Raw genomic sequence first — 22282 nt, 5'->3', positions numbered from 1 at the left:
CAATAACAGAACTCCGGCGCGCTTTATACCATAAATAACCTTAAGAAACCACTATTACTTGTATTTGATAACGGCGTATTTGACATAAAGTTGGGGATATTAAACAGTGAAAAAAGAGATTATTAAAGCGATTGCTGTGAATATTGCTCTAATATCAAATCACTATAAAAAATGCCAAAGAGAAAAGCGCAATATGTAAAGACAATCAGATTCAGAAGGCGTAATGTTCGTAATTATTCTCGATATCAGACAGATTACACACATCCTCTTTATTGGCATGCCCACTTTCTGCTGATATCATAAATGGTAATCAGAATTATTTCTCATCATCATTCATTTAACCCGCAATACAAAATATGAAACAACCAACTTGTGTTATGTCATGAGTATTGTGGCCTTAATCTAAACGAAGAACTCAAATGGCTATTGTAATCAAGACAGAAGAAGATATTCAAAAAATGCGCGTCGCAGGTCGTCTTGCGGCAGAAGTTCTTGAAATTATCGCACCTTTCGTAAAACCAGGCGTAGATACTGCTGAATTAGACCGTATTTGTCATGAACATATTGTTAATGTACAACAGGCAATCCCTGCTTGTCTGAACTACCATGGTTTCCCTAAATCAGTTTGTATTTCTGTTAACGATGTTATTTGCCACGGTATTCCTAGCGAAGAAAAAATCCTTAAAGATGGTGATATTGTTAATATTGACGTCACTGTTATTAAAGACGGTTTTCATGGCGATACCTCAAAAATGTTTATCGTAGGAAAACCAACCATTCAAGGTGAGCGTTTATGTCGTATCACCCAAGAAAGCCTATATTTAGCAATTAAAATGGTAAAACCAGGTATTCGTTTACGTGAACTGGGTAAAGCTATTCAAAAATTTGTTGAAGGGCATGATTTTTCGGTTGTTCGTGAATACTGTGGTCATGGTATCGGAGAAGGATTCCATGAAGAGCCACAAGTTCTCCACTATGATGCAGATGATAGTGGTGTTGTGTTACAAAAAGGGATGGCATTTACCATTGAACCTATGGTTAATACTGGTGATTACCGTATTCGTACAATGAAAGATGGTTGGACTGTTAAAACCAAAGACAGAGGCTGGTCTGCACAATATGAACACACCTTAGTCGTTACTGATAACGGCTGTGAAATCATGACATTACGCAAAGAAGAAGAGCCGTTTATTTCTGCTGTTTTAATTAACGAATAACACTCTTCAGTTTACCGTGTAAAGGCGACATATTTTTTCGAGATGTGTCGCTTTTTTTATTTTATTTGTAATGGAATAGCAGAATTGCTAGTCAGGTTATCGTTTTAACATTAGTCTTAATGCCATAGGCAAACATTGAGTAAGAAGACGAATGATGACCACTAAAAACGTATTTCAAACACAACCCCCTTCCCCTTTTTTGCTGACGAAAAACACACAAAATCACACTGAGCTAAAACAATCTATCGAACAATTTCAGTCTTGGTTAGCTGATGCTTTTCACCACAATGTCGATGTAACTTTATTGCTTCAAGCCCGTAGCCATTTTATTGACCAACTCTTGACACAATTATGGCGTTATACTCAATTATCTGATTATCCTGACCTTAGTATTATTGCTGTTGGTGGTTATGGTAGGCAAGAGTTACACCCTCTTTCTGATATTGACCTTCTGTTTTTAAGTGATTCACCTTTATCACCAGAAATAGCCGACAAAATCAGTAAATTAATTACCTTACTTTGGGATGTTCGTCTTGAAATCGGTGTCAGCGTTAGAACAATGGAAGAGTGTCTTTTAGAAGGTCTCTCTGATTTAACGGTAGCGACAAATTTACTAGAAGCTCGCCTTGTTTGTGGTAATCAATCACTTTATCAACAGTTAATTAATCATATTTTCAGCCAAGGATTTTGGCCATCACCTGATTTTTTTGCAGCAAAAATAGAAGAACAAAAACAAAGACATAACCGATTTCATAGTACCAGTTATAACCTAGAACCAGATATTAAAAGTAGTCCCGGCGGTCTTCGTGATATTCACACGCTAATTTGGGTTGCTCATCGACATTTTGGTGCAACCTCTATCTCAGAAATGGTGAACTTTGGCTTTTTAACTCCCGCCGAAGGACAAGAACTACTAGAATGCCAATACACTTTGTGGAAAATTCGCTTTGCATTACACCTGGTACTTTCTCGCTACGACAATCGCCTACTATTTGATAGACAACTTAACGTTGCTCAATACTTAAATTATCAAGGAGAAGGCAATCAGCCGGTTGAAAAAATGATGAAGGATTATTATCGCGTTACTCGCCGTGTTAGTGAGTTAAACGATATGTTACTTCAGTTATTTGATGAAGCCATCCTTGCTTTACAACCCAATGTAAAACCACGACCATTAGATAATGAATTCCAGCTAAGGGGCTCTCTCATTGATGTTATCGATGATAGCTGTTTTCTTGATGATCCTATCGCCATTATGCGTCTATTTTTGCGTATGGCAGAACATAAAGAGATCACGGGAATTTATTCTACAACACTACGCCATTTACGTTATGCGCGTCGTCATTTAGTCCAACCTTTATGTGAGTACCCACTAGCACGCCAAGTTTTTATGCAGATCTTGCGTCATCCTCATGCCGTTTCTGGCGCATTTGTACCTATGCACAAACACAGTGTACTCGCAGCTTACTTTCCACAATGGAATAACATTGTAGGGCAAATGCAGTTTGATTTATTCCATGCCTATACTGTTGATGAACACACGATCCGTGTTTTACAAAAACTCGAAAGCTTTGGTTCTCTAGAAAACCATGAAAAGCACCCACTCTGTGTTGATATTTACCCACAACTTCCACAACTTGAATTGCTCCGTTTAGCTGCACTTTTTCATGATATAGCTAAAGGCCGACATGGTGATCACTCTGTGCTAGGTGCTCAAGATGTTGCCCACTTTGCCCAACAACATGGCCTAAATCAAAGGGAATCAGCATTAGTTGAATGGTTAGTTAGTCATCACTTACTTATGTCTGTCACAGCACAAAGACGTGATATTCAAGATCCTGACATCATTTTTCAGTTTGCATCAGAAGTAAAAAATGAAAGTCGATTACGTTACCTTTTATGTTTAACTGTTGCTGATATCTGCGCGACCAACAGTAGCTTATGGAATAGTTGGAAACAGAGCTTATTACGTGAGCTTTTTCTATCGACAGAAGCGCAATTACGCCAAGGTATGCATTCTATTCCTGATTTACGTGAACGTATCCGTCATCATCGTTTGCAAGCACTAACTATTTTACGTACAGAGCATGTTGATGAAGAAAAATTACAAGCAATTTGGGGGCGTTGTCACGCCGATTATTTTTTACGGCACACACCAGAACAGATTGCTTGGCATGCCCTTGCTTTAATTGAACATAATAGTGCTACTCCCATGGTATTAATTAGCCAGCAAACAGAACATGGTGGCACGGAAATATTTATTTGGTGCGCAGATAGAGCCTCTCTTTTTGCCTCCGTTGCAGGTGAACTTGATAGACGTAATTTAAACATCCATAACGCACAAATATTTACTAACCGCGATAATATGGCTATGGATACCTTTATTGTGTTAGAGCCTAATGGTAAGCCTCTTGCCATTGATAGATATAATGCTATCCGCAACGCTTTGATCCAAGTTGTATCAGCTCCTTATAACACCAATGCGAAAACACGTTCACTACCTGCAAAATTACGCCATTTTGATGTTCCAACAAAAATTAATTTTGTCGAGTCTAATCATAATAAACGCACTTATATGGAATTATTTGCACGAGATCGCCCTGGTTTATTAGCAATTATTGGTAAAGTTTTTGCTGATCTTTCATTGTCCTTACATGGCGCAAGGATCACCACAATAGGTGAACGTGTTGAGGATTTCTTCGTATTAACCGATAGTGAAAATAAAGCGTTAAACCAAAAAATGAAGAATGAAGTCGTAGAAAGGTTGACAAAAGCACTAGTTTCAAAGGATAAAATATAGGAACCCACGACAATACATATAGGAAATACTATTGATGCAAGCATTACAATCTATTATTGATAACGCCTTTGAACATCGTGCAGATATCACTCCAAACAACGTTGAGCCTCATATTCGTGATGCAATTAATAACGTTATTACACAGTTAGACAGCGGAAAACTGCGAGTGGCGGAAAAAATTGACGGTCAGTGGGTGACTCATCAATGGTTAAAAAAAGCGGTTCTACTCTCTTTTCGTATTAATCACAACCAAGTGATAGACGGCAGTGAAAGTCGCTATTTTGACAAAGTACCTATGAAATTTGCTAATTATGACCAAGCACGTTTTGAAAAAGAAGGTTTTCGTGTTGTCCCTCCTGCAGCCGTTAGACAAGGTGCTTATATCGCTCGCAATACTGTTTTAATGCCTTCTTACGTTAATATTGGTGCTTACGTTGATGAAGGTAGCATGGTTGATACATGGGCTACAGTAGGTTCATGTGCCCAAATTGGTAAAAATGTTCACCTTTCTGGCGGTGTAGGAATTGGCGGTGTCTTAGAGCCACTACAAGCAAATCCAACCATTATTGAAGATAATTGTTTTATTGGCGCACGTTCTGAAATTGTTGAAGGCGTTATTGTTGAAGAAGGCGCGGTTATTTCAATGGGCGTTTATATTGGTCAAAGTACCAAGATTTATGACAGAGAAACGGGCGAAGTACATTATGGCCGAGTACCTGCCGGCTCTGTCGTCGTTTCAGGCAATTTACCATCTAAAGATGGCAGCTATAGCCTTTATTGCGCGGTTATTGTGAAAAAAGTGGATGCTAAAACGCGTGGAAAAGTTGGTATTAATGAATTGTTAAGAACTATCGACTAATATAAGAACAGCGGATAGAATTAATTCTGTTCGCTATTCTTTCACCCATTTTTCTATCAGGTGCCAATATATGTACGATAATTTAAAAAATTTAGGGATCCCGCATCCTGAAGATATTGACCGCTATACCCTACGCCAAGAAGCTAACAACGATATTTTAAAAATCTATTTTCGCAAAGACAAAGGTGAATTCTTTGCAAAAAGCGTAAAATTTAAATATCCGCGTCAACGTAAAACGATTTCTGATGGTCAATCAGGGCAAGGTTTTAAAGAAGTAAATGAAATCAATACTAACTTACGTTATGTTATTGAAGAATTAGATCAAATTTGCCAACAAGACCAAGTAGAAGTCGATTTAAAACATAAAATTCTGGATGATTTACGCCATCTTGAGCATGTTGTCGCAAATAAAATTGCTGAAATTGAAGCTGATTTAGAAAAACTAACCCGTCGTTGATAATATAATACAAAGACTAATTAATTTTAGTTGATTTAAGACATTAGTTTTACATAGAGTACCGCTTATTTGCTGATAAAATGGAAATAAGCGGTATTTAAAATATAACACGTTACTCACTTCTGTATTGACCAATGAGATTTACCAAATTATTTTCTCATTTAACCTAATTGACTAACCCAGTTCTCTATCCAATCTATTGCAAATATTTCTGGTTCGGCAACATCCATACCATCTATTTTCAGCATGTCACCAATACGCGTTGCTTGATGCTCTTGTAATAGTTCTTCAAACTGTATCCCTGCACCACAAAAATGGTCATAACTACTGTCACCTAAAGCAATCAAGCCATAGCGTAGATTCGGCTGATATCCTACATTATCACGCAGTTCATGAAATAAAGGTGCGATAGTATCAGGTAAATCCCCTTGCCCTGTGCTCGATGTTATCACTAACACGGTTGAATATTTTTGCCAATCCGCAAGAGTTCCTTCTTCATAAACATTAGCTTGGTGTTTATGCTCAAGTAAAATACGTTGAGCCTCTTCAGCAACCGCTAATGCATTACCATAAACAGTACCTACAAAAATACCGATTTTAGCCATAATATCCTCTATTTCATCTATCAATAAACATAGAAAGCCATATCCTACCGTTATCAATATACAAATTATGCACCTTATTTCTCAAGAATAAATTCTTTATAAATTTTATTCCATTCGGTGCGCTCTTTAGAAAATCGCCAAAAAATATCGTTCATAGGCAAAGATTCATTTATTGTTTTAGCCACTAATTTACATGCCCATTTAGGTACTGAATTATTTTTAAAATCTTTAGATTGCAGCAAAAGGAATAAATTTTCATATAACATATTTAATTTATTAAAGGCATCATTACTTTTCTTTTGTTTTTCTAGATACTTACTCGGAAAAAAATACTTATACATTCTAAAGAAGAGCCTCTTAGGATTTTCTAATGATTCATGATAAAGGCATAATTGAGAAGAAGCATCTCTTATTTTATTAAAAAAACACTTTTTAAAATCAGCATCATCCTTATAAATTGTAAAGAGTTTATATGAATCAACTTCCTCATAAATAGCATTTAATTCACGAACTTTAAATCCAGCCATTTTTTTTATATTTATATCGAGATCACTAATAATCAAATTTACTTCATTTAACCTCTCATTCAAATCTACAACACTTAATTTAAAAAAATCACTATTTAAATTAATATTATTTACTCTATCTCTTAATTTATCAACATCAATGCTAAGTTCATTAATAAATTTATTATCAATATTTTTATTATTACAATTAATAAGATGAGATATATGAATTATAGGTCTAATAACATTAAGATAACTTTCATTTAAGGCCTCTAAAAACTCATTTAATCTTTCTTTTCTTTCATTAATTTTCTTTATTTTTTTTAAGTTTTCATTATTTTTTTCTCCTGTTAATTCGTTAATTTTCTTTGAGATTTCATTGTTTTTTTCTCTTGTTAATTTTAAATAATCACTCTGTTCTTCTTTTTTAGAATGCTTTATGTTGTTGTGAGATCCCGCTTCTATTGGTTTATTATCACAATCATTCTCGGTTCGCACAACTTCAGGCTTTATTGATTGAACCTCCAACATTACTGACATTTTTTTATCATATATTTCTAATTGTTTTCTATTTTTAATTAATGATAAAACCCCATTGTTATTTATTTTATTTGCAATTTTACCAATATTATGAAAAATTTCTTTTTTATCTTTAGATATGAATTTATTAATTAATACATTTTTATCACTAAATAACATTTTAAAAAGTGTGCTATGTTTATTTTTATTCTTTAACAATGAAGAAAACAAACGATTAAGATCATCACCACTATTTAAATTTAAAACACCCACTTTTCCATCAGTGATTATTATATTATTAACCAACCCTTCTTTAAGAATGATTTTATTTAACTTATCCAATCTATCTTTTTTATTTAAAATATATTTATCGAGTGTGTTTTTTAATTCATAATTAAAATTTGAAAAAATAAACATCTTATCTTTGTTGAAAACCTTTAGCTCTTCATCTTTATATTTTATAAATGTAAATAGATCATTCTCATCAAAAGAGACCTTTTTGCTATCTTCCAGTAAGAGTATAAATCTTTTATTATTTACTATTGGTAATGTTGAATTCATACTTACTCCTAGGTTCAGGTTAATACCTAAGAGAATTACATATTTTTCATCTATATTATTTCAATAAAAAAACACTCCCTGTTTACACATAAGAGTGTTTTTATAATTCAATCAAAAGTAATTTATTCTTTTTCTGTCGTCTCCAAAGACCGGATATATTCATCCATTTCAGTTTTTAAATTATCTGACTTAGGACCAAAAATTGCTTGAATACCAGAACCGACAACGACTACACCTGCAGCCCCCAATCTTTTCAATTCATCACGATCAACCTTATCGATCTCTTTTACACCAATGCGTAAGCGTGTGATACATGCATCTAAACTACTGATATTATCTTTACCACCAAAAGCAGTAACTAAAGATTGTCCCATCGCGCTTTTATCCGCTTGTTTTGCGTTTTTATCTTCAACTTCTCGACCTGGTGTTTTCAGGTTTAGTTTCACGATTAAGAAACGGAAAATAGAGTAATAAGTTATGGCATAAAGTATGCCAATAATTGGGAACAGATACAGCTTGCTACTATTACCACTTAATACAATAAAGTCGATCAAGCCATGAGAGAAACTAGTACCATCACGCATACCTAACAAGATACAAATAACAAACGCTAAACCAGCCAAAATAGCATGAATAACATAAAGGATTGGAGCGACGAACATAAATGAGAATTCAATAGGCTCAGTGATCCCTGTCAAGAAGGCGGTTAATGCCGCAGAAATCATGATACCACCAACTTTCACACGATTCTCAGGGCGTGCTGAATGCCAAATCGCAATAGCAGCAGCAGGTAAACCAAACATCTTAAATAAGAAGCCACCTGACAACATACCGGCAGTTGGGTCACCGGCCATATAACGAGGAATATCACCGTGGAATACTTGTCCTGCACTATTTACATATTCACCCACTTGCATTTGGAACGGTACATTCCAGATGTGGTGTAAACCAAATGGCACTAATCCACGCTCTACAACACCATAAATACCAAAAGCAACAGCCGGATTTTGATAGGCTGCCCATTCAGAGAAACGTTGGATAGCTGTACCGATAGGAGGCCAAATAAAAGCTAAGATAATCCCAACAAAAATAGCAATTAATCCTGAAATAATAGGAACAAAACGCTTACCTGCAAAAAATCCTAAATACTCAGGTAATTTGATGCGATAAAAGCGGTTAAACATGGAGGCGGCAATAATACCTGCAATAATGCCCCCTAACACACCAGTATCAGTAAGATGCTGAGCCTCAATTTCAGCTGAAGAAAGCCCTAAAACCCAAGGAGCAACCACTATCATGGTTTTAGACATAATGCCGTAAGCTACCACAGAAGCTAGCGCTGATACCCCGTCATTATTGGTAAAGCCTAACGCAACACCAATGGCAAATATAAGTGGCATATTAGAGAAAACTGAACCACCCGCTTCTGCCATAACTTGAGAAACAGAAGAAGGTATCCATGATAGATCTGCGGAACCAACTCCTAATAAAATACCGGCAATAGGCAGTACAGATACCGGTAACATCAAGGACTTTCCGATTTTTTGTAAAACAACAAATAGGTTTTTAAACATCAAGCAGACTCCCGGAATGTGGGTTTTATATGTTGTAAGTTTTTTATTTGTTTAAAGTAGTGTGGGTTCTATTTCATAAACTTATCTAATGATAAGCCTTATTTATTTCACATCATAAAATAAATCGCTTAATGAATACATGATAGCTGTCACGTTTCAATACATGTGATCATAACTATTTGTAGAATTACATATTTTACAAATAGTTAATAGAGCTTGTGAATTTGCGCAAACTATCAAGACTTAAGTAAAAAAGCCTTGATAGTAACGCAATGAAATAAATATTGGGGATAAGAAAGGTATTAGAAGTGATGAGCTAAATCTTCACCATACTGCTCTAATTCAGGTCTTAATCCACGCCAACCAAATTGATTAATAAGGTGTTGCCAAGGGAGATCCCATTTCGCCGTTAAATTTAGTGGTTGCAATGTGATTGGATGAATTAAGTTTAGATGGCTTGCATGTAACATCAAGCGATGAGATTGAAAATGATTTACAACACCACGGTTTTGACGTAAATCACCATGAGCCGTATCGCCGATGATTGGGTGGCGAATGTGAGACATATGGCGACGTAGTTGATGCTTACGGCCTGTTTCAGGACACAATTCTAATAAACTAAATCGAGACGTAGGATAGCGCCCAAGCGCAACCTCTTTTTCAACGGTTGCTAATGGCTGGCAATGTGTTACACATTCTTGAATTTGTGGTGGTTGAGTTGCAAATTTGTCTGCAATTTTATCTAACTCCTCCACTAAAGGGCTATCAATGACTAACGCCTCTTCAACATATCCTCTGACAACAGCATGGTAAATTTTTTCTGTTTTATGTTGTTCAAAAGATTGAGAAAGAGCCCTAGCAACCTCAGAAGAAAGCGCCATTAATAGAACACCAGATGTAGGTCTATCTAAGCGGTGTACAGGAAAAACATGTTGCCCGATTTGATCTCTCAATGTTTGCATCACAAACACAGTTTCATGTCTATCTAGCCAACTGCGGTGAACAAGCCAACCAGCAGGTTTATTCACCGCAACAAGATATTCATCTTGATAAATAATATCTAACATTGTTGGCCTTATGATTTAAACATTGCGTCGAGTTCACGCAAATGATTGAGTAAATCCGTAAAGTCGCGACTTTCATCATCTTTAAATGCTTCTTCGTAATACGGTGCTATTGCAAATGAATTAGGTAATGGCATCTCATTTTCAATCATTGATGACAATCGCGGAATCAATACCCACTGTAACCATTCGTGAGCACTCATTGTATCAATACAAAAAGGTTCAATACTTTCAAATGCTTGCTCAGCAGGTGATCCTAATTGCCATAGCTCAATGTTCTTCATCTCTTCTTCGATTAAGAGCAATTTCGCTAAGATGCGTTGTTCTGGAGTCATCATGTGTTCCTTATATAAAACTTACGAATAAGGATAACATTGGGATGGAATAGCAGAAAACAAATAAAAAAATAAAAGGAGCCGAAACTCCTTTTAGACAAGAAAAATAACTGTCTGTACAACACATGCATCCAAGCAAGACCGTTTTATCTATCCCTGTGATTAAGTCTGTATCCACATTAATGGAAATATCCTATTTCCTGTGCCCTTGATTACTTAACATTATTTCGGCCACCAAGCAGTCCTTTAGTTGGTGAACGTAGAATGCCAATAATTGATTAGTTAAACAACCCACAAAAAAAAAGCAATTAAATAAAAATAACCATAAATAAAAACAATAAGTTATTAAGTTATTGCTCCACTTAAATAAATCAAATCTACTCTTATACAAGAGCCCATTATCTAGAAAAAACAGACTCTTTTTTTGTAAGATATATCTCACACAGAGAATAGTTTTAGGACTACATCATTCACTATATACCACGACTAATTCTGATAAAAAAACAGATAAATTTTCTGCTAGAACTTCTCTTTTCTTTTGACCAAAAGTTTCAAGAATGACTTCACCAGAAACATTACATACAGAAATTATGTCGTTTTCTGAATCTGTTGTGCCAATAAATAAAGTTGGTGCTAATTTCAGCCGCTTTTGTGTTACCAAATGCCCAATAATATTTTCTTGTAGGCGGATAAAATCTTCTTCACTCCAAACTTGGATTAAGCTCAAGTGTGTATCTCTAAAGCGAACTTGCATATCTCCTGCATACTGAGTGGTAAAGTAATTATGCAATTCAGGGCGGATAATGATCCCCATCGCTTTTTCAACTTTTTCTAGTTTATCCGTTCCCACAAAAGGCTGAGGTAGCCAATAAACGACTTCATCACCGGTTCTTGATATACAAACAGAAGGAACACCGTAGAGATCTGCACTCGCAGGAGGTAAACCTGATTTTTCTTGCCATAACTCAACATATTTTTGGGTGAAGGCTTTTAATTCAGAGGAAATGTTTTCAATCATGGTTATCAGCTTTATCTGTTAAATAAAAATTAGCCTTTATGTTACCTGATTATGTTGTTAATTCAGAGCATCAAAAATAAAGCATTCGTATACTATTGATGTTTCAATAGTATAATTAGTCTTCTTTTATTTTCAGTTAAAGTTAGGATGTAAATTATGTCTTTATATCAAGGAGATAAATCTCTTGAAACATTATCTTTAGGCAAAAAGACTCAATATCATGATCACTATAATGCCGAATTATTACAAGGCGTTCCTCGTAGCCTAAACCGAGACTCACTTTCTTTAACTACTGAAAATTTGCCATTTCATGGTGGTGATATTTGGACTATGTATGAACTCTCTTGGCTTAATAGCAAAGGGTTGCCACAAGTTGCAATTGGTCATGTTGAATTAGATGCAAAGACTGAAAACCTCATTGAGTCTAAAAGCTTTAAGCTATATCTCAACAGTTTTAACCAAACTCGCTTTGAAAGCTGGGATATCGTTGAAAAAACCTTACTTAAAGATTTAACCTCTTGTGCTAAAGGTAAAGTGAGTCTGGCTATTTACCCACTTTCGCATTTTACATCACAACCTATTGTTGATTTTGCTGGAGAGTGTATTGATGAACAAGACATTGAAATCGATAATTATCAGTTTGATGCACAATGGTTAAACGGATCGACAACCGATACATTGGTTGAGGAAACTCTAGTCAGTCATCTGTTAAAATCAAACTGCCTTATTACCAATCAACCAGATTGGGGATCGGTCGCTATCCAATATAAAGGCAAAAAAATTGATCGTGAAAAATTGCTACGCTATTTAGTCTCATTTAGACAACATAATGAATTTCATGAACAATGTGTTGAGCGAATTTTTCACGACATCATGCAATTTTGTGCACCAGAAACATTAACTGTATACGCAAGATATACACGACGTGGTGGATTAGATATCAATCCTTGGCGTAGTAATTGTGAGTTTGTTCCAAAAATCAGTCGATTAGCCAGACAATAACAGGAATAATGCCTGTATGTTAATATGATCTGTGTTATACCAAGATCAGTTGCACTTCAGTTTGTTATTTCAGGAGAAAAAGGAGTCCTACGTGATAACTCATGTCAGCCCATTAGGTTCCATGGATCTGCTTTCACAGCTAGAAGTTGATATGCTAAAGAGAACCGCAAGCAGTGATCTTTACCAACTGTTTCGTAATTGTTCTCTTGCTGTCCTCAACTCTGGTAGCCTTACTGATAGTAGTAAAGAGCTGTTATCTAAATACCAAGATTTTGATATTAACGTACTGCGCCGTGAACGTGGCGTGAAATTAGAGTTAGTCAATCCTCCTGAAGACGCCTTTGTTGATGGAAAAATTATTCGTTCACTGCAAGCTAACTTATTTGCTGTACTTCGTGACATTTTGTTTGTTCATGGACAAATCACAACAGCCAAACGTGATCTGCACCTTAATTTAGAAAATAGCACTCACATCACTAACACTATTTTCTCTATTTTGCGTAATGCTAGGGCTCTTCATATTGATGAAGATCCTAATATGATTGTGTGCTGGGGTGGTCACTCTATCAATGAAACTGAGTACCTTTATGGCCGAAAAGTGGGTAACGAATTAGGTCTACGAGAACTTAATATTTGTACAGGTTGTGGCCCAGGAGCGATGGAAGCACCAATGAAAGGTGCCGCGGTCGGCCATGCTCAACAACGTTATAAAAATAGCCGTTTCATTGGTATGACAGAACCTTCTATCATTGCGGCTGAGCCACCAAATCCATTAGTTAACGAACTCATTATCATGCCAGATATTGAAAAACGCCTGGAATCTTTTGTTCGTATTGGACATGGTATTATTATTTTTCCTGGTGGCGTGGGAACAGCCGAAGAATTACTGTATCTACTTGGTATTCTTATGTCTCCAGAAAACCAAGATCAAGTATTGCCACTGATTTTAACTGGCCCAAAAGAGAGTGCCGATTACTTTAATGTACTCGACGATTTTATCGCAAATACATTAGGTGACGAGGCTCGACGCCATTACCAAATCATTATTGATGATGCACCAGAAGTGGCTCGCATTATGAAAAAATATATGCCTTTGGTAAAAGATAATCGTCGTAGTACAGGGGATGCTTATAGCTTTAACTGGTCAATGAAGATCAATGCTGATTTACAGCTTCCTTTTGAACCAACACATGAAAATATGGCATCACTTAACCTAAGTACCGATCAATCACCTGAAAAATTAGCAGCTGACTTACGTCGCGCATTCTCTGGTATTGTGGCGGGTAACGTAAAAGAAGTGGGTATGAAAGCAATTGAAGCTTACGGCCCTTATAAAATCCATGGTGATCGTGAAATCATGCGTCGCATGGATATTTTATTAGCAGGCTTTGTTGAGCAACATCGTATGAAACTTCCGGGTGGTACAGCTTACCAACCATGTTACGAGATTATCAGCTAATTTATTATGATACATTTGCTGATTATTGATGCTTTAAATCTGATCCGCCGCATTCATGCGGCGTCAGGTTCTTCTTGTCTAACTGTGTGTGAACAGAGTGTCAACCAACTGCTTGGTCACACACAACCTACTCATGCCGTAGCAGTCTTTGATGAAGATGATAGAGATGGTAGTTGGCGACATCAACTCCTCCCTGATTATAAAGCTGGACGGACACCGATGCCTGATGAGTTGCGGCAACAATTGCCAGAAATTAAAGCAATGTTACTCAATTTAGGAATACAAAGCTGGCATTCTGGTGGAGATGAAGCAGATGACGTTGCCGCAACATTAGCAACGAAAGTGGCAAATGCTGGTTTTCGTGTCACCATTATTTCAACCGATAAAGGTTATTGCCAATTACTTTCTCCCTCTATTCGTATACGCGATTATTTTCAACGACGCTGGTTAGATTTAGAATTTATCAAAGCAGAATTTGGTGTCGAGCCATCTCAGCTTACTGATTATTGGGGATTAACAGGAGTCAGTAGCAGCAAAGTTGCCGGAGTTCCCGGCATTGGTCCTAAAAGCGCTACAGAGCTTTTGCAAATTCATCCTAATTTAGAGTCACTTTATCAGCATATTGATGACATCCCTACAAAATGGCAGAACAAGCTTATTACTCACAAAGAGTCTGCATTTATTAGTCGGAAAATCACAACATTACGCACTGATATTCAATTAAACGGTAATCTACAACAATTACGTTTAAATAGTTAAACTCTAAGCAATTAAGACTCAGTCAGCTGATAATTTTAATATAATGATATAAAGTAAAAAAGCTAAGCCTATAAATAGAAGCTTAGCTTTTTTATTGTCATCAATAATATATTGATGGATCCTTATCATATTTAAAATTCACGGTCGGGTCGATAAGCGGCCCAAATATTTTGTATATGAACAGTTATTTCTTCTCTATCATGATAAAGATGTTTTGCTTGGATTTTAACGTTAATCCCTTTTTCAGCTAACTCCGTCTTTATTTTTTCAAGAATATGAGAAACTTCCTCATAACGCTTTTTCATTGGTAGTTTTAGGTTAAAAATAGCCTCACGACACCATTCATTAGCTATCCATGTTGTCATCAACGCAGCCACTTTGGCAGGTTTTTCAACCATATCGCAGACAAGCCATGTGATATTTTTAGAGGTAGGTTCGAATTTAAAACCATCAACTTGGTGATGACGAACTTGTCCTGTATCCATTAAAGATTGTGCCATTGGACCATTATCGACTGCATGTACCATCATACTGCGTTTCACTAATTGATAAGTCCAACCACCGGGGCATGCACCTAAATCGACCGCTTTCATTCCACTTGCTAAACGCTCTTCCCACTCCTCATAAGGAATGAAAATATGAAATGCTTCTTCAAGTTTTAATGTCGAACGACTTGGCGCATCTGATGGGAATTTTAATCGAGGAATACCCATATAAAATGGGGAATTATTAAAACTATAGGAATAGCCAACATAACAACATCCCGGCGCAATAAAAAACACATGAACAACAGGACGGCTAAAGTTCTCTACTTTCAACAATATTTTCTCATTACGTAAATGATTACGTAATGGCACCGTAAATTTACGGCAGAATTTTAATAATTCTTTGCTTTCGTTAGTGTCTGCAACTTCAACTCGAAGTTCACCTGCTTTTTCAACAGCACCTTTTAGCATTCCAACAATCGGTGTAATTCTATCTTCTGGCGGTAAATCTTTAAGTAATTCACCTGTCACAAACATCTGACGAGCAAAAATTAATTCACGGAAACTCACATCACGCGCAATCTTATCTGCATCACCTTCTTGGTAACATTCAAAGATCACATAACCACTTCCTTCTTTAACACGAGGAAAGCCATAAACGCCGATTTGACCTGCTTTATCCGTAATCTCAGCCGCGCACTCTTTTTCAAAACCTTGGCGACAATATAATGCAACTTTATTCATGGCGAGACGCCGGTGCCCTTAGACGCAAAGCGCCAATAAAAATTAAAGTCCAACCAATAAGAAAGCTAAAACCACCAATTGGCGTAAAATAAGATAACAATCTAACTTGTGTTAGCGCCATACAATAAAGGCTACCACTGAAAAGTAGAATACCAACACTAAAGAAAATACCAGCCCAATAAAACCATAAAATAGTTTTTCGCATTAATATTGTTGCGATCCCGACAAGTATCAAGGTATGTACAATCTGGTAGCGCATCGCTAACTGGATGTATTCCCAATGTTGTGGCGATAAATGAGGTGCTAGCTTATGTGTTGCAAATGCACCAAAAGCGACATAAAAAAAGCCACTAATCGCGGAAAACATAAGCAATGTACGACTATTCACTGTTTATTCCTTCCTAATTTAGGAGATATTTTGCCAATCATAATATTAAGATGATGTCAGTAAACCCAGCTTTTCTTGTTCGTTCGCTGCTTGTGATAAAATCCATTGGCGAAAAGCCGCAATTTTACCCAATTCAGCCTGACTATCTTGGCAAACTAAATAAAATGCATTTTTACTGACAAGGACATCTGGGAAAGGTCTAACTAATCGACCTGATTCTATTTCACTACGTGCCATAACATTATTCACTAATGCAACGCCTTGTCCGTGTACAGCAGCCTGTATCACCATTGAGCTATGGCTAAAAATAGGTCCTTGTTGCACATTTATCTGATTTTGTATCTCTAACTGGCGAACATAAGCTTGCCAGTCTCGGCGAGATGTATCATGTAGCAGTGTATGATAAATCAGATCGGATGAGGTTTTTAGTGGTTTTTCACCTGTAAGTAAAGATGGTGCACAAACAGGGATCAAATATTCCGCATAGAGGCGATCTGTACGTAGCCCCGTCCAATTACCTCGACCATAAAAAATAGCCACATCAACATCATCAGCAAGCTTATCTTCTTCTCTATCAACCGCCTGAATTCTTACATCTATTCCCGGATAAGCCTGATTAAATCCTGATAATCTTGGCACTAACCATTGAATAGCAAAACTTGGAGATAAGCTAACTGTTAGTGCACCTTTCGCGCTTCTTGCTAATAATTTGCGAGTTGCCTCGTTAATTGATGAAAAAATCTCCTTGATATCGAGGTAATAACTCTGCCCTTCTTCTGTTAACAAAAGAGATCGATTGCGCCTTCTAAATAATTTTAGTCCAAGGAATTCTTCTAATGTTTTTATTTGATGGCTGACTGCTGCTTGTGTCACAAATAATTCTTCAGCGGCTTTAGTAAAACTTAAATGACGAGCCGCTGAATCAAAAACCCTAAGTGCATTTAATGGCGGTAAACGTTTAGACATAATCGGTTCTCAAACCCCTATTTTGGCTATTAGTAGATCCTAACTTTCATCATTAGTTTTTTTTATGCGAAGCATTATAAATTGTCCCTTGATGATTAGCCAGTAAATACCTATAGTAGGCGCACTTCCTAAGCCGGAACGAAAAGTTGTGTAGTAGCAATACTGCAAAACTTTTGGCTTTGTGGTTGTGATGTTGTGTTTGCAAGTTGTCTGGAAATTCCAGACTTAGTAGCTTATGCTACTGTTTTTTTTCACTTCCTGTACATTTACCCTGTCTGTCCATAGTGATTTTATAGTGCACCGCCAAGGCGGTGCTTTTTTTATCCCCTATTTTTCTCTCTTTTTTCTCCACTCACCTATTCAGTTTTGATGTTTTCATCCATTTCTTACGCTAAATTTATTGTCATTATGCTGAAAAAATACATCTGATCTTTTTTCAAATAATTTTTAATCAGCAAAAACAGGATATCAATCTAATGTGAGTGATTTTTATTGAGTGAACTTTCATCCTATTTATCGTGTTACTATAGCGTTAATAGCCTACAACAAACGGGTATTTTTAGTTTTCCGTTATAAATAAATATAATTAACCGTATAATCAATACGCCCTATTTTTAACGATTATCATCAAACATTATTCGTCTACTAATACAGCCTAATTATGAACGCATTTTCATCTGATTTATTTCGACAACAATTTCCTGCACTTGAAGAAAAAACGATTTATCTTGATAGTGCAGCGACTGCATTGAAGCCTCTTGCAATGATAGAAGCCTCTGATGCATTTTATCGACATAACCTTGCGACTGTGCATCGTAGCCAATATCAACAGGCGAAAGAAACCACACAACAGTTTGAAATGACTCGCCAACAAGTTGCTGGATTAATCAATAGTGCTGATAGTGACACCATTATTTGGACAAAGGGCACGACAGAATCGATTAATCTTATTGCTCAAGGTTATTTTCGCCCACGCTTACAAGCAGGTGATGAAATAATAGTGAGTGAGCAAGAACATCATGCCAACCTTATTCCTTGGTTAATGCTGGCACAACAGACAGGTGCACAAGTGATCCCTTGGGCTATTGAAGGTGATTTTTTGCCTTCAATTGAGAACCTAAATCACTTGCTCAGTGAGCGAACTCGTGTTGTGGCAATTAGCCAAATGTCGAATGTAACAGGTGCTCAAATCGCATTAGATAAAGTGTCTCAATGTGTACGCCAATATCATAATTGCTTATTGGTTGTTGATGGTGCGCAAGGTATTGCACACCACTCAACGGATGTGAGCGCACTTGATATTGATTTTTATGTTTTCTCCGCACACAAGCTTTATGGTCCTAATGGATTAGGTGTTTGTTATGGTAAACGTGAGCTTTTAGACGAGATGGCACCTTGGCATGGTGGTGGGAAAATGCTAACTAATGCAACCTTTAACAGTTTTACACCTGCAACTATTCCTCACTGTTTTGAAGCGGGAACACCTAATGTCGCTGGTGTTATCGCTTTCTCAGCGACATTAGCATGGTTAGAAACACAAGATATGTATCAGGCTAATCAATATACATTAGAGCTTGCAGATGAAGCTGAAAGACGCCTACGTGAGTTAGATGGATTTATCAGCTATCGCGCACCAAACTCATCCGTCATCTCTTTTAATTTTGCAGGCATCCACCATAGTGATTTAGCAACATTAATCACAGAGAAAGGTATAGCATTACGTTCAGGGCAACATTGTGCACAGCCTCTTATTGATTCATTGAATATATCAGGCTGCCTACGTATCTCTTTTATGCCTTATAATCAGCGTGCAGATATTGATGCTTTAATTGATGCGGTTAATTTTGCGCTAACACTTTTAAAAGACGAATAATCATCATGACTAATATCACAACACAACACCCTTTTGGCAATGAAATTACCCTAGACGTTTTGCTTAATGATTTTCAAAAATCAAAAGCATGGGAAGATAAATATCGTCAATTAATTCAACTCTCACGAAAATTGCCAACATTACCTGATGCATTAAAAACAACAGAAAAAGAGATCAAGGGTTGTGAAAATCGAGTCTGGTTAGGAGTTGAATTAAACAATGATGGTAAATATCACGTCTATGGTGATAGTGATGGACGGATCGTAAAAGGCTTACTCACTATTATCTTAACGGTAGTTGAAAATAAAACGGGACAGGAAATAGCTGATATCGATATATTAGCGATTTTTGATCAATTAGGATTGGCTAATCAAATTAGCCAATCTCGCACTGACGGAGTGAATGCGATTATCGCACGATTAAAATCACTCACTTCTCAATCTTAGCCTCAACTTAAGCTCAAAATCTCAATATATAATGCTACAAATATATACTCTAAATAATTCAAGTCACAGCTAGGCGACAAGTGAATAAGCCGCTAGGAGCATACATAAGTATGTGACTAGTGTGAATGAACACAGTCAACAACGCTGTGGTTTGAAGTATGACGAGTATCACGAGCACGCTGTGCTTTCGCTAGCATTTTCTTCAATGCATGAGACACCGCAATAAAGCCAAAAGAAGCTGTTACCATCGTTACTGCGCCAAATCCCGCAGAACAATCCATTCGCTTTACACCATCAGCAGTACTTTTCGCTGCACAAACTGTACCATCACTCTGTGGGTAAACCAGTTGTTCAGTAGAAAAAACACAGTCTATACCTAGCTTACCTTTGCTATTTTTCACAACATTAAAATCAGATTTTAAACGTTCTCTTAATTTTGCGGCTAAAGGATCTTGAATTGTTTTTGCTAAATCAACCACTTGGATTTGAGTTGGATCAATTTGCCCACCAGCCCCTCCAGTTGTGATCACAGGAATTTTATAACGGCGACAATAGGCTAATAATGCTGCTTTTGGTCTAACACTATCAATCGCATCAATCACATAATCAAAATTGTTATTCATCATCTCAGCGACATTATCAACCGTGACAAAATCATCAATACTAGTGACATTACATTCTGGGTTGATTTCCAAAATACGCTGTTTCATGGCGTCACATTTAGGCTGACCCACATTTTCTTTTAATGCATGTATTTGCCTATTCGTATTAGTTACGCAAACATCATCCATATCAATTAAGGTGATCGCACCAATGCCACTGCGTGCCAGTGCTTCTGCAGCCCAACTGCCTACCCCACCTATACCCACGACACAAATATGAGCCTGAGCAAAATAAGACAACGCTTTTTGCCCATAAAGTCGTCCTATTCCAGAAAAGCGTTGTAAATATGAATCTGATAATGAATTTTGCATGATGCGATAACAACCTAAATAACAGAAATAATTATGGCTATTGATATCAATAGCCATGTCGTTTACTTGATTTTACCGTTAATAATAACCTGATAAATAGTAAATCGTTTACGACGAAGGATTTAGCAAGTTAAGCTGTGATTTTTTTAATACCCAAACACGCCCATAATGATTATAAAAACCTGCCATATGACCCGCATCTTTACCAATCCCATGATAAATATCGAAATGATGCCCTTTAATTGCGCCACCTACATCTAATGCCACCATTAAACGCATTTGATATTCACCTGTAAACTTACCTGAATTATCAAGCACTGGAATTTCAGCCAGTAGTACGGTTCCCGCGGGGATAATACTTCTATCAGAAGCCACTGATGCTAGTGCAATTAATGGAATAGCGCTAGCACCTCTTACTGGTGTAAAGGGCTCCGGTTTAAAAAAAACAAATGAAGGATTTTCTTCTAATAATTTTCTCACTTCAGCATCGCTATGTTTATCAGCCCATTCTCTGATAGCGAGCATCGACATATCTTTTCTTTCTACTTCACCATTATCGATTAGCACTTTACCTATACTTCGATAAGCATGCCCATTTTTCCCTGCATAACCGAAAAATGTAAGCGGTTTTCCATCACCAAAATCAACGTAACCACTTCCCTGAACTTCCATCATAAAATTATCCATAATGGAATTGCTGTAAGCCGCAATTAAAGATTGGCTTAATGCACCATTATAGATAGCTGCACGTGAAGGGAGTTTCGAGCGACTATTGGCAGGCATTTTATAAAGAGGATATTGGAATTCACCTTGTCGTGTTAAACGAGCTTCAAGAACTGGCGTATAATAACCAGTAAATTGAACGTTACCGTAGTTATCAACACCTTCCATTTGAAATGCAGAAAGATTAAATTGACGTAATTGGCGCGTATCAGCCCCTGAACGTAGCCAGTTTTCAACTGCTTGATAAGTCTCTTTGTTACTATTATACAAACGAGATGATGTTTGATTGATCTGATTAACTTGTTGCAGATAATCTGGGCCATTAATCGGTGTGCCTTGTGTATTTGGCGAGCTGACTTCGATCAAGTCCTGTTTAAGCTTTCCATCTTTATATTGCTGACCTTGCTCTGTTGGACGATGACATCCTGTCAAGGCAAGCGCTAACATGCCTAAAATTAACGATTTTCGCCAAGTAACCATTTTTTGCCCGCTTAATGACTAAATTTGAGTGTTGATTTTGAATTAGAAAGATACCAAAGCCAAATCAATAAAGATATGAATATGGATATACCGATAGTTAAGGTTTTTCTATTATCCCCTAATCAATATAACTTTTAAACATTAAGTCACAACAAGTGAAAATAGATAGGGAAACATAGATAAACGATGGGACTCCACTGAGCATAATTAGCTTCTACAACCTTAAGCATAACGAGTATAACTGCCTAAAATTGCATCCTCATGTATTATTTCTGACCGTTTTTAAAAGAAAACGATAAAAATTTCATAAAAAACTTGCAACTCAGCAGATCCTGAGTATAGTGCCCCTCTGTGGAGACGCGGGGTGGAGCAGCTTGGTAGCTCGTCGGGCTCATAACCCGAAGGTCGTCAGTTCAAATCTGGCCCCCGCAACCAATTCACAAAGCAGTAAGTTATAGTATCAGTCGC

Annotated in this window: 20 protein-coding genes and 1 tRNA gene; 10 read left to right on the top strand and 11 right to left on the bottom strand. The window is 36.8% G+C overall.

Annotation, left to right across the window (positions count from 1 at the left end):
• The first annotated feature begins 419 nt into the window (after positions 1–419).
• From map to ABN217_RS13245, 4 genes are all read left to right on the top strand, one after another.
• Positions 420–1217 (top strand): type I methionyl aminopeptidase, encoded by a 798-nt coding sequence (gene map / locus ABN217_RS13260; RefSeq protein WP_196554692.1) that lies wholly within the window; start codon positions 420–422, stop codon positions 1215–1217.
• A 154-nt stretch (positions 1218–1371) separates the two neighbouring features.
• Positions 1372–4017: a bifunctional uridylyltransferase/uridylyl-removing protein GlnD gene (gene glnD, locus ABN217_RS13255; RefSeq protein WP_196554756.1), complete on the top strand. Its 2646-nt coding sequence runs from the start codon at positions 1372–1374 to the stop codon at positions 4015–4017.
• A gap of 34 nt (positions 4018–4051) precedes the next feature.
• A complete protein-coding gene (gene dapD, locus ABN217_RS13250; RefSeq protein WP_072070013.1) occupies positions 4052–4876 on the top strand; it encodes a 2,3,4,5-tetrahydropyridine-2,6-dicarboxylate N-succinyltransferase in 825 nt (274 codons plus the stop codon).
• Between the two features lie 70 nt (positions 4877–4946).
• Positions 4947–5333: a DUF3461 family protein gene (locus ABN217_RS13245; protein ID WP_006535910.1), complete on the top strand. Its 387-nt coding sequence runs from the start codon at positions 4947–4949 to the stop codon at positions 5331–5333.
• 161 nt (positions 5334–5494) lie between these two features.
• Here the strand turns inward: ABN217_RS13245 and ABN217_RS13240 are convergent, their stop codons facing one another.
• The 6 genes from ABN217_RS13240 to syd all read right to left on the bottom strand — a co-directional run bounded on the left by ABN217_RS13240 (position 5495) and on the right by syd (position 11515).
• Positions 5495–5938 carry a flavodoxin gene (locus ABN217_RS13240; protein WP_196554694.1) on the bottom strand — a complete coding sequence of 148 codons (444 nt, stop codon included), beginning with the start codon at positions 5936–5938 and terminating at the stop codon, positions 5495–5497.
• A 74-nt stretch (positions 5939–6012) separates the two neighbouring features.
• The gene (locus tag ABN217_RS13235) at positions 6013–7524 is read right to left on the bottom strand and encodes a hypothetical protein (protein WP_349459506.1); all 1512 of its coding nucleotides are present in this window, start codon (positions 7522–7524) and stop codon (positions 6013–6015) included.
• A 122-nt stretch (positions 7525–7646) separates the two neighbouring features.
• Entirely contained in the window at positions 7647–9098 is a 1452-nt protein-coding gene (gene ptsG, locus ABN217_RS13230) for a PTS glucose transporter subunit IIBC (protein WP_197269920.1), read from the bottom strand.
• A gap of 302 nt (positions 9099–9400) precedes the next feature.
• Complete coding sequence (gene truC / locus ABN217_RS13225; protein WP_072070019.1) at positions 9401–10165, bottom strand: tRNA pseudouridine(65) synthase TruC; 765 nt, start codon at positions 10163–10165, stop codon at positions 9401–9403.
• A gap of 8 nt (positions 10166–10173) precedes the next feature.
• Positions 10174–10497 carry a YqcC family protein gene (locus tag ABN217_RS13220; RefSeq protein ID WP_072070020.1) on the bottom strand — a complete coding sequence of 108 codons (324 nt, stop codon included), beginning with the start codon at positions 10495–10497 and terminating at the stop codon, positions 10174–10176.
• 466 nt (positions 10498–10963) lie between these two features.
• Positions 10964–11515, bottom strand: coding sequence for a SecY-interacting protein (syd, locus tag ABN217_RS13215; protein ID WP_340893699.1), 552 nt, complete (start codon positions 11513–11515; stop codon positions 10964–10966).
• A gap of 156 nt (positions 11516–11671) precedes the next feature.
• Here syd and queF point away from each other — a divergent pair, with 156 nt between their 5' ends.
• From queF to xni, 3 genes are all read left to right on the top strand, one after another.
• Positions 11672–12517: an NADPH-dependent 7-cyano-7-deazaguanine reductase QueF gene (gene queF / locus ABN217_RS13210; RefSeq protein WP_349439625.1), complete on the top strand. Its 846-nt coding sequence runs from the start codon at positions 11672–11674 to the stop codon at positions 12515–12517.
• 91 nt (positions 12518–12608) lie between these two features.
• The gene (gene ppnN, locus ABN217_RS13205; RefSeq protein WP_036913815.1) at positions 12609–13976 is read left to right on the top strand and encodes a nucleotide 5'-monophosphate nucleosidase PpnN; all 1368 of its coding nucleotides are present in this window, start codon (positions 12609–12611) and stop codon (positions 13974–13976) included.
• A 6-nt stretch (positions 13977–13982) separates the two neighbouring features.
• On the top strand, positions 13983–14735 hold the full coding sequence (gene xni / locus ABN217_RS13200) for a flap endonuclease Xni (RefSeq protein ID WP_072070024.1): 753 nt from the start codon (positions 13983–13985) through the stop codon (positions 14733–14735).
• A 131-nt stretch (positions 14736–14866) separates the two neighbouring features.
• Here the strand turns inward: xni and rlmM are convergent, their stop codons facing one another.
• Genes rlmM through ABN217_RS13185 form a run of 3 tightly spaced genes read right to left on the bottom strand, consistent with a single transcriptional unit; the run spans position 14867 to position 17318 of the window.
• A complete protein-coding gene (gene rlmM / locus ABN217_RS13195) occupies positions 14867–15964 on the bottom strand; it encodes a 23S rRNA (cytidine(2498)-2'-O)-methyltransferase RlmM (protein WP_197269919.1) in 1098 nt (365 codons plus the stop codon).
• On the bottom strand, positions 15957–16352 hold the full coding sequence (locus ABN217_RS13190) for a DUF423 domain-containing protein (protein WP_087803510.1): 396 nt from the start codon (positions 16350–16352) through the stop codon (positions 15957–15959). The genes rlmM and ABN217_RS13190 overlap by 8 nt, the downstream gene beginning before the upstream one ends.
• A gap of 45 nt (positions 16353–16397) precedes the next feature.
• A complete protein-coding gene (locus ABN217_RS13185) occupies positions 16398–17318 on the bottom strand; it encodes a transcriptional regulator GcvA (RefSeq protein ID WP_072070027.1) in 921 nt (306 codons plus the stop codon).
• Between the two features lie 661 nt (positions 17319–17979).
• Between ABN217_RS13185 and csdA the strand changes: the two genes are divergently transcribed.
• Together csdA and csdE are read left to right on the top strand one after the other, a co-directional pair.
• On the top strand, positions 17980–19191 hold the full coding sequence (csdA, locus tag ABN217_RS13180; protein WP_349439630.1) for a cysteine desulfurase CsdA: 1212 nt from the start codon (positions 17980–17982) through the stop codon (positions 19189–19191).
• Positions 19192–19196: 5 nt separating this feature from the next.
• Positions 19197–19637, top strand: a complete 441-nt coding sequence (gene csdE, locus ABN217_RS13175) for a cysteine desulfurase sulfur acceptor subunit CsdE (RefSeq protein WP_349439631.1) — start codon at positions 19197–19199, stop codon at positions 19635–19637.
• 116 nt (positions 19638–19753) lie between these two features.
• Here csdE and tcdA read toward each other — a convergent pair whose 3' ends face one another.
• Together tcdA and mltA are read right to left on the bottom strand one after the other, a co-directional pair.
• Entirely contained in the window at positions 19754–20611 is an 858-nt protein-coding gene (gene tcdA, locus ABN217_RS13170) for a tRNA cyclic N6-threonylcarbamoyladenosine(37) synthase TcdA (RefSeq protein WP_349459509.1), read from the bottom strand.
• 108 nt (positions 20612–20719) lie between these two features.
• Entirely contained in the window at positions 20720–21814 is a 1095-nt protein-coding gene (mltA, locus tag ABN217_RS13165; protein ID WP_115350135.1) for a murein transglycosylase A, read from the bottom strand.
• 358 nt (positions 21815–22172) lie between these two features.
• On the opposite strand from mltA, the gene ABN217_RS13160 reads away from it, so the two are divergent.
• A tRNA-Met gene (locus ABN217_RS13160) sits at positions 22173–22249 on the top strand.
• Positions 22250–22282 lie beyond the last annotated feature (33 nt).

It is taken from the genome of Proteus sp. fly-1067, assembly GCF_040139345.1.
Lineage (GTDB): Bacteria > Pseudomonadota > Gammaproteobacteria > Enterobacterales > Enterobacteriaceae > Proteus > Proteus vulgaris_B.
This window is presented reverse-complemented; position numbering and strand designations above follow the sequence as displayed.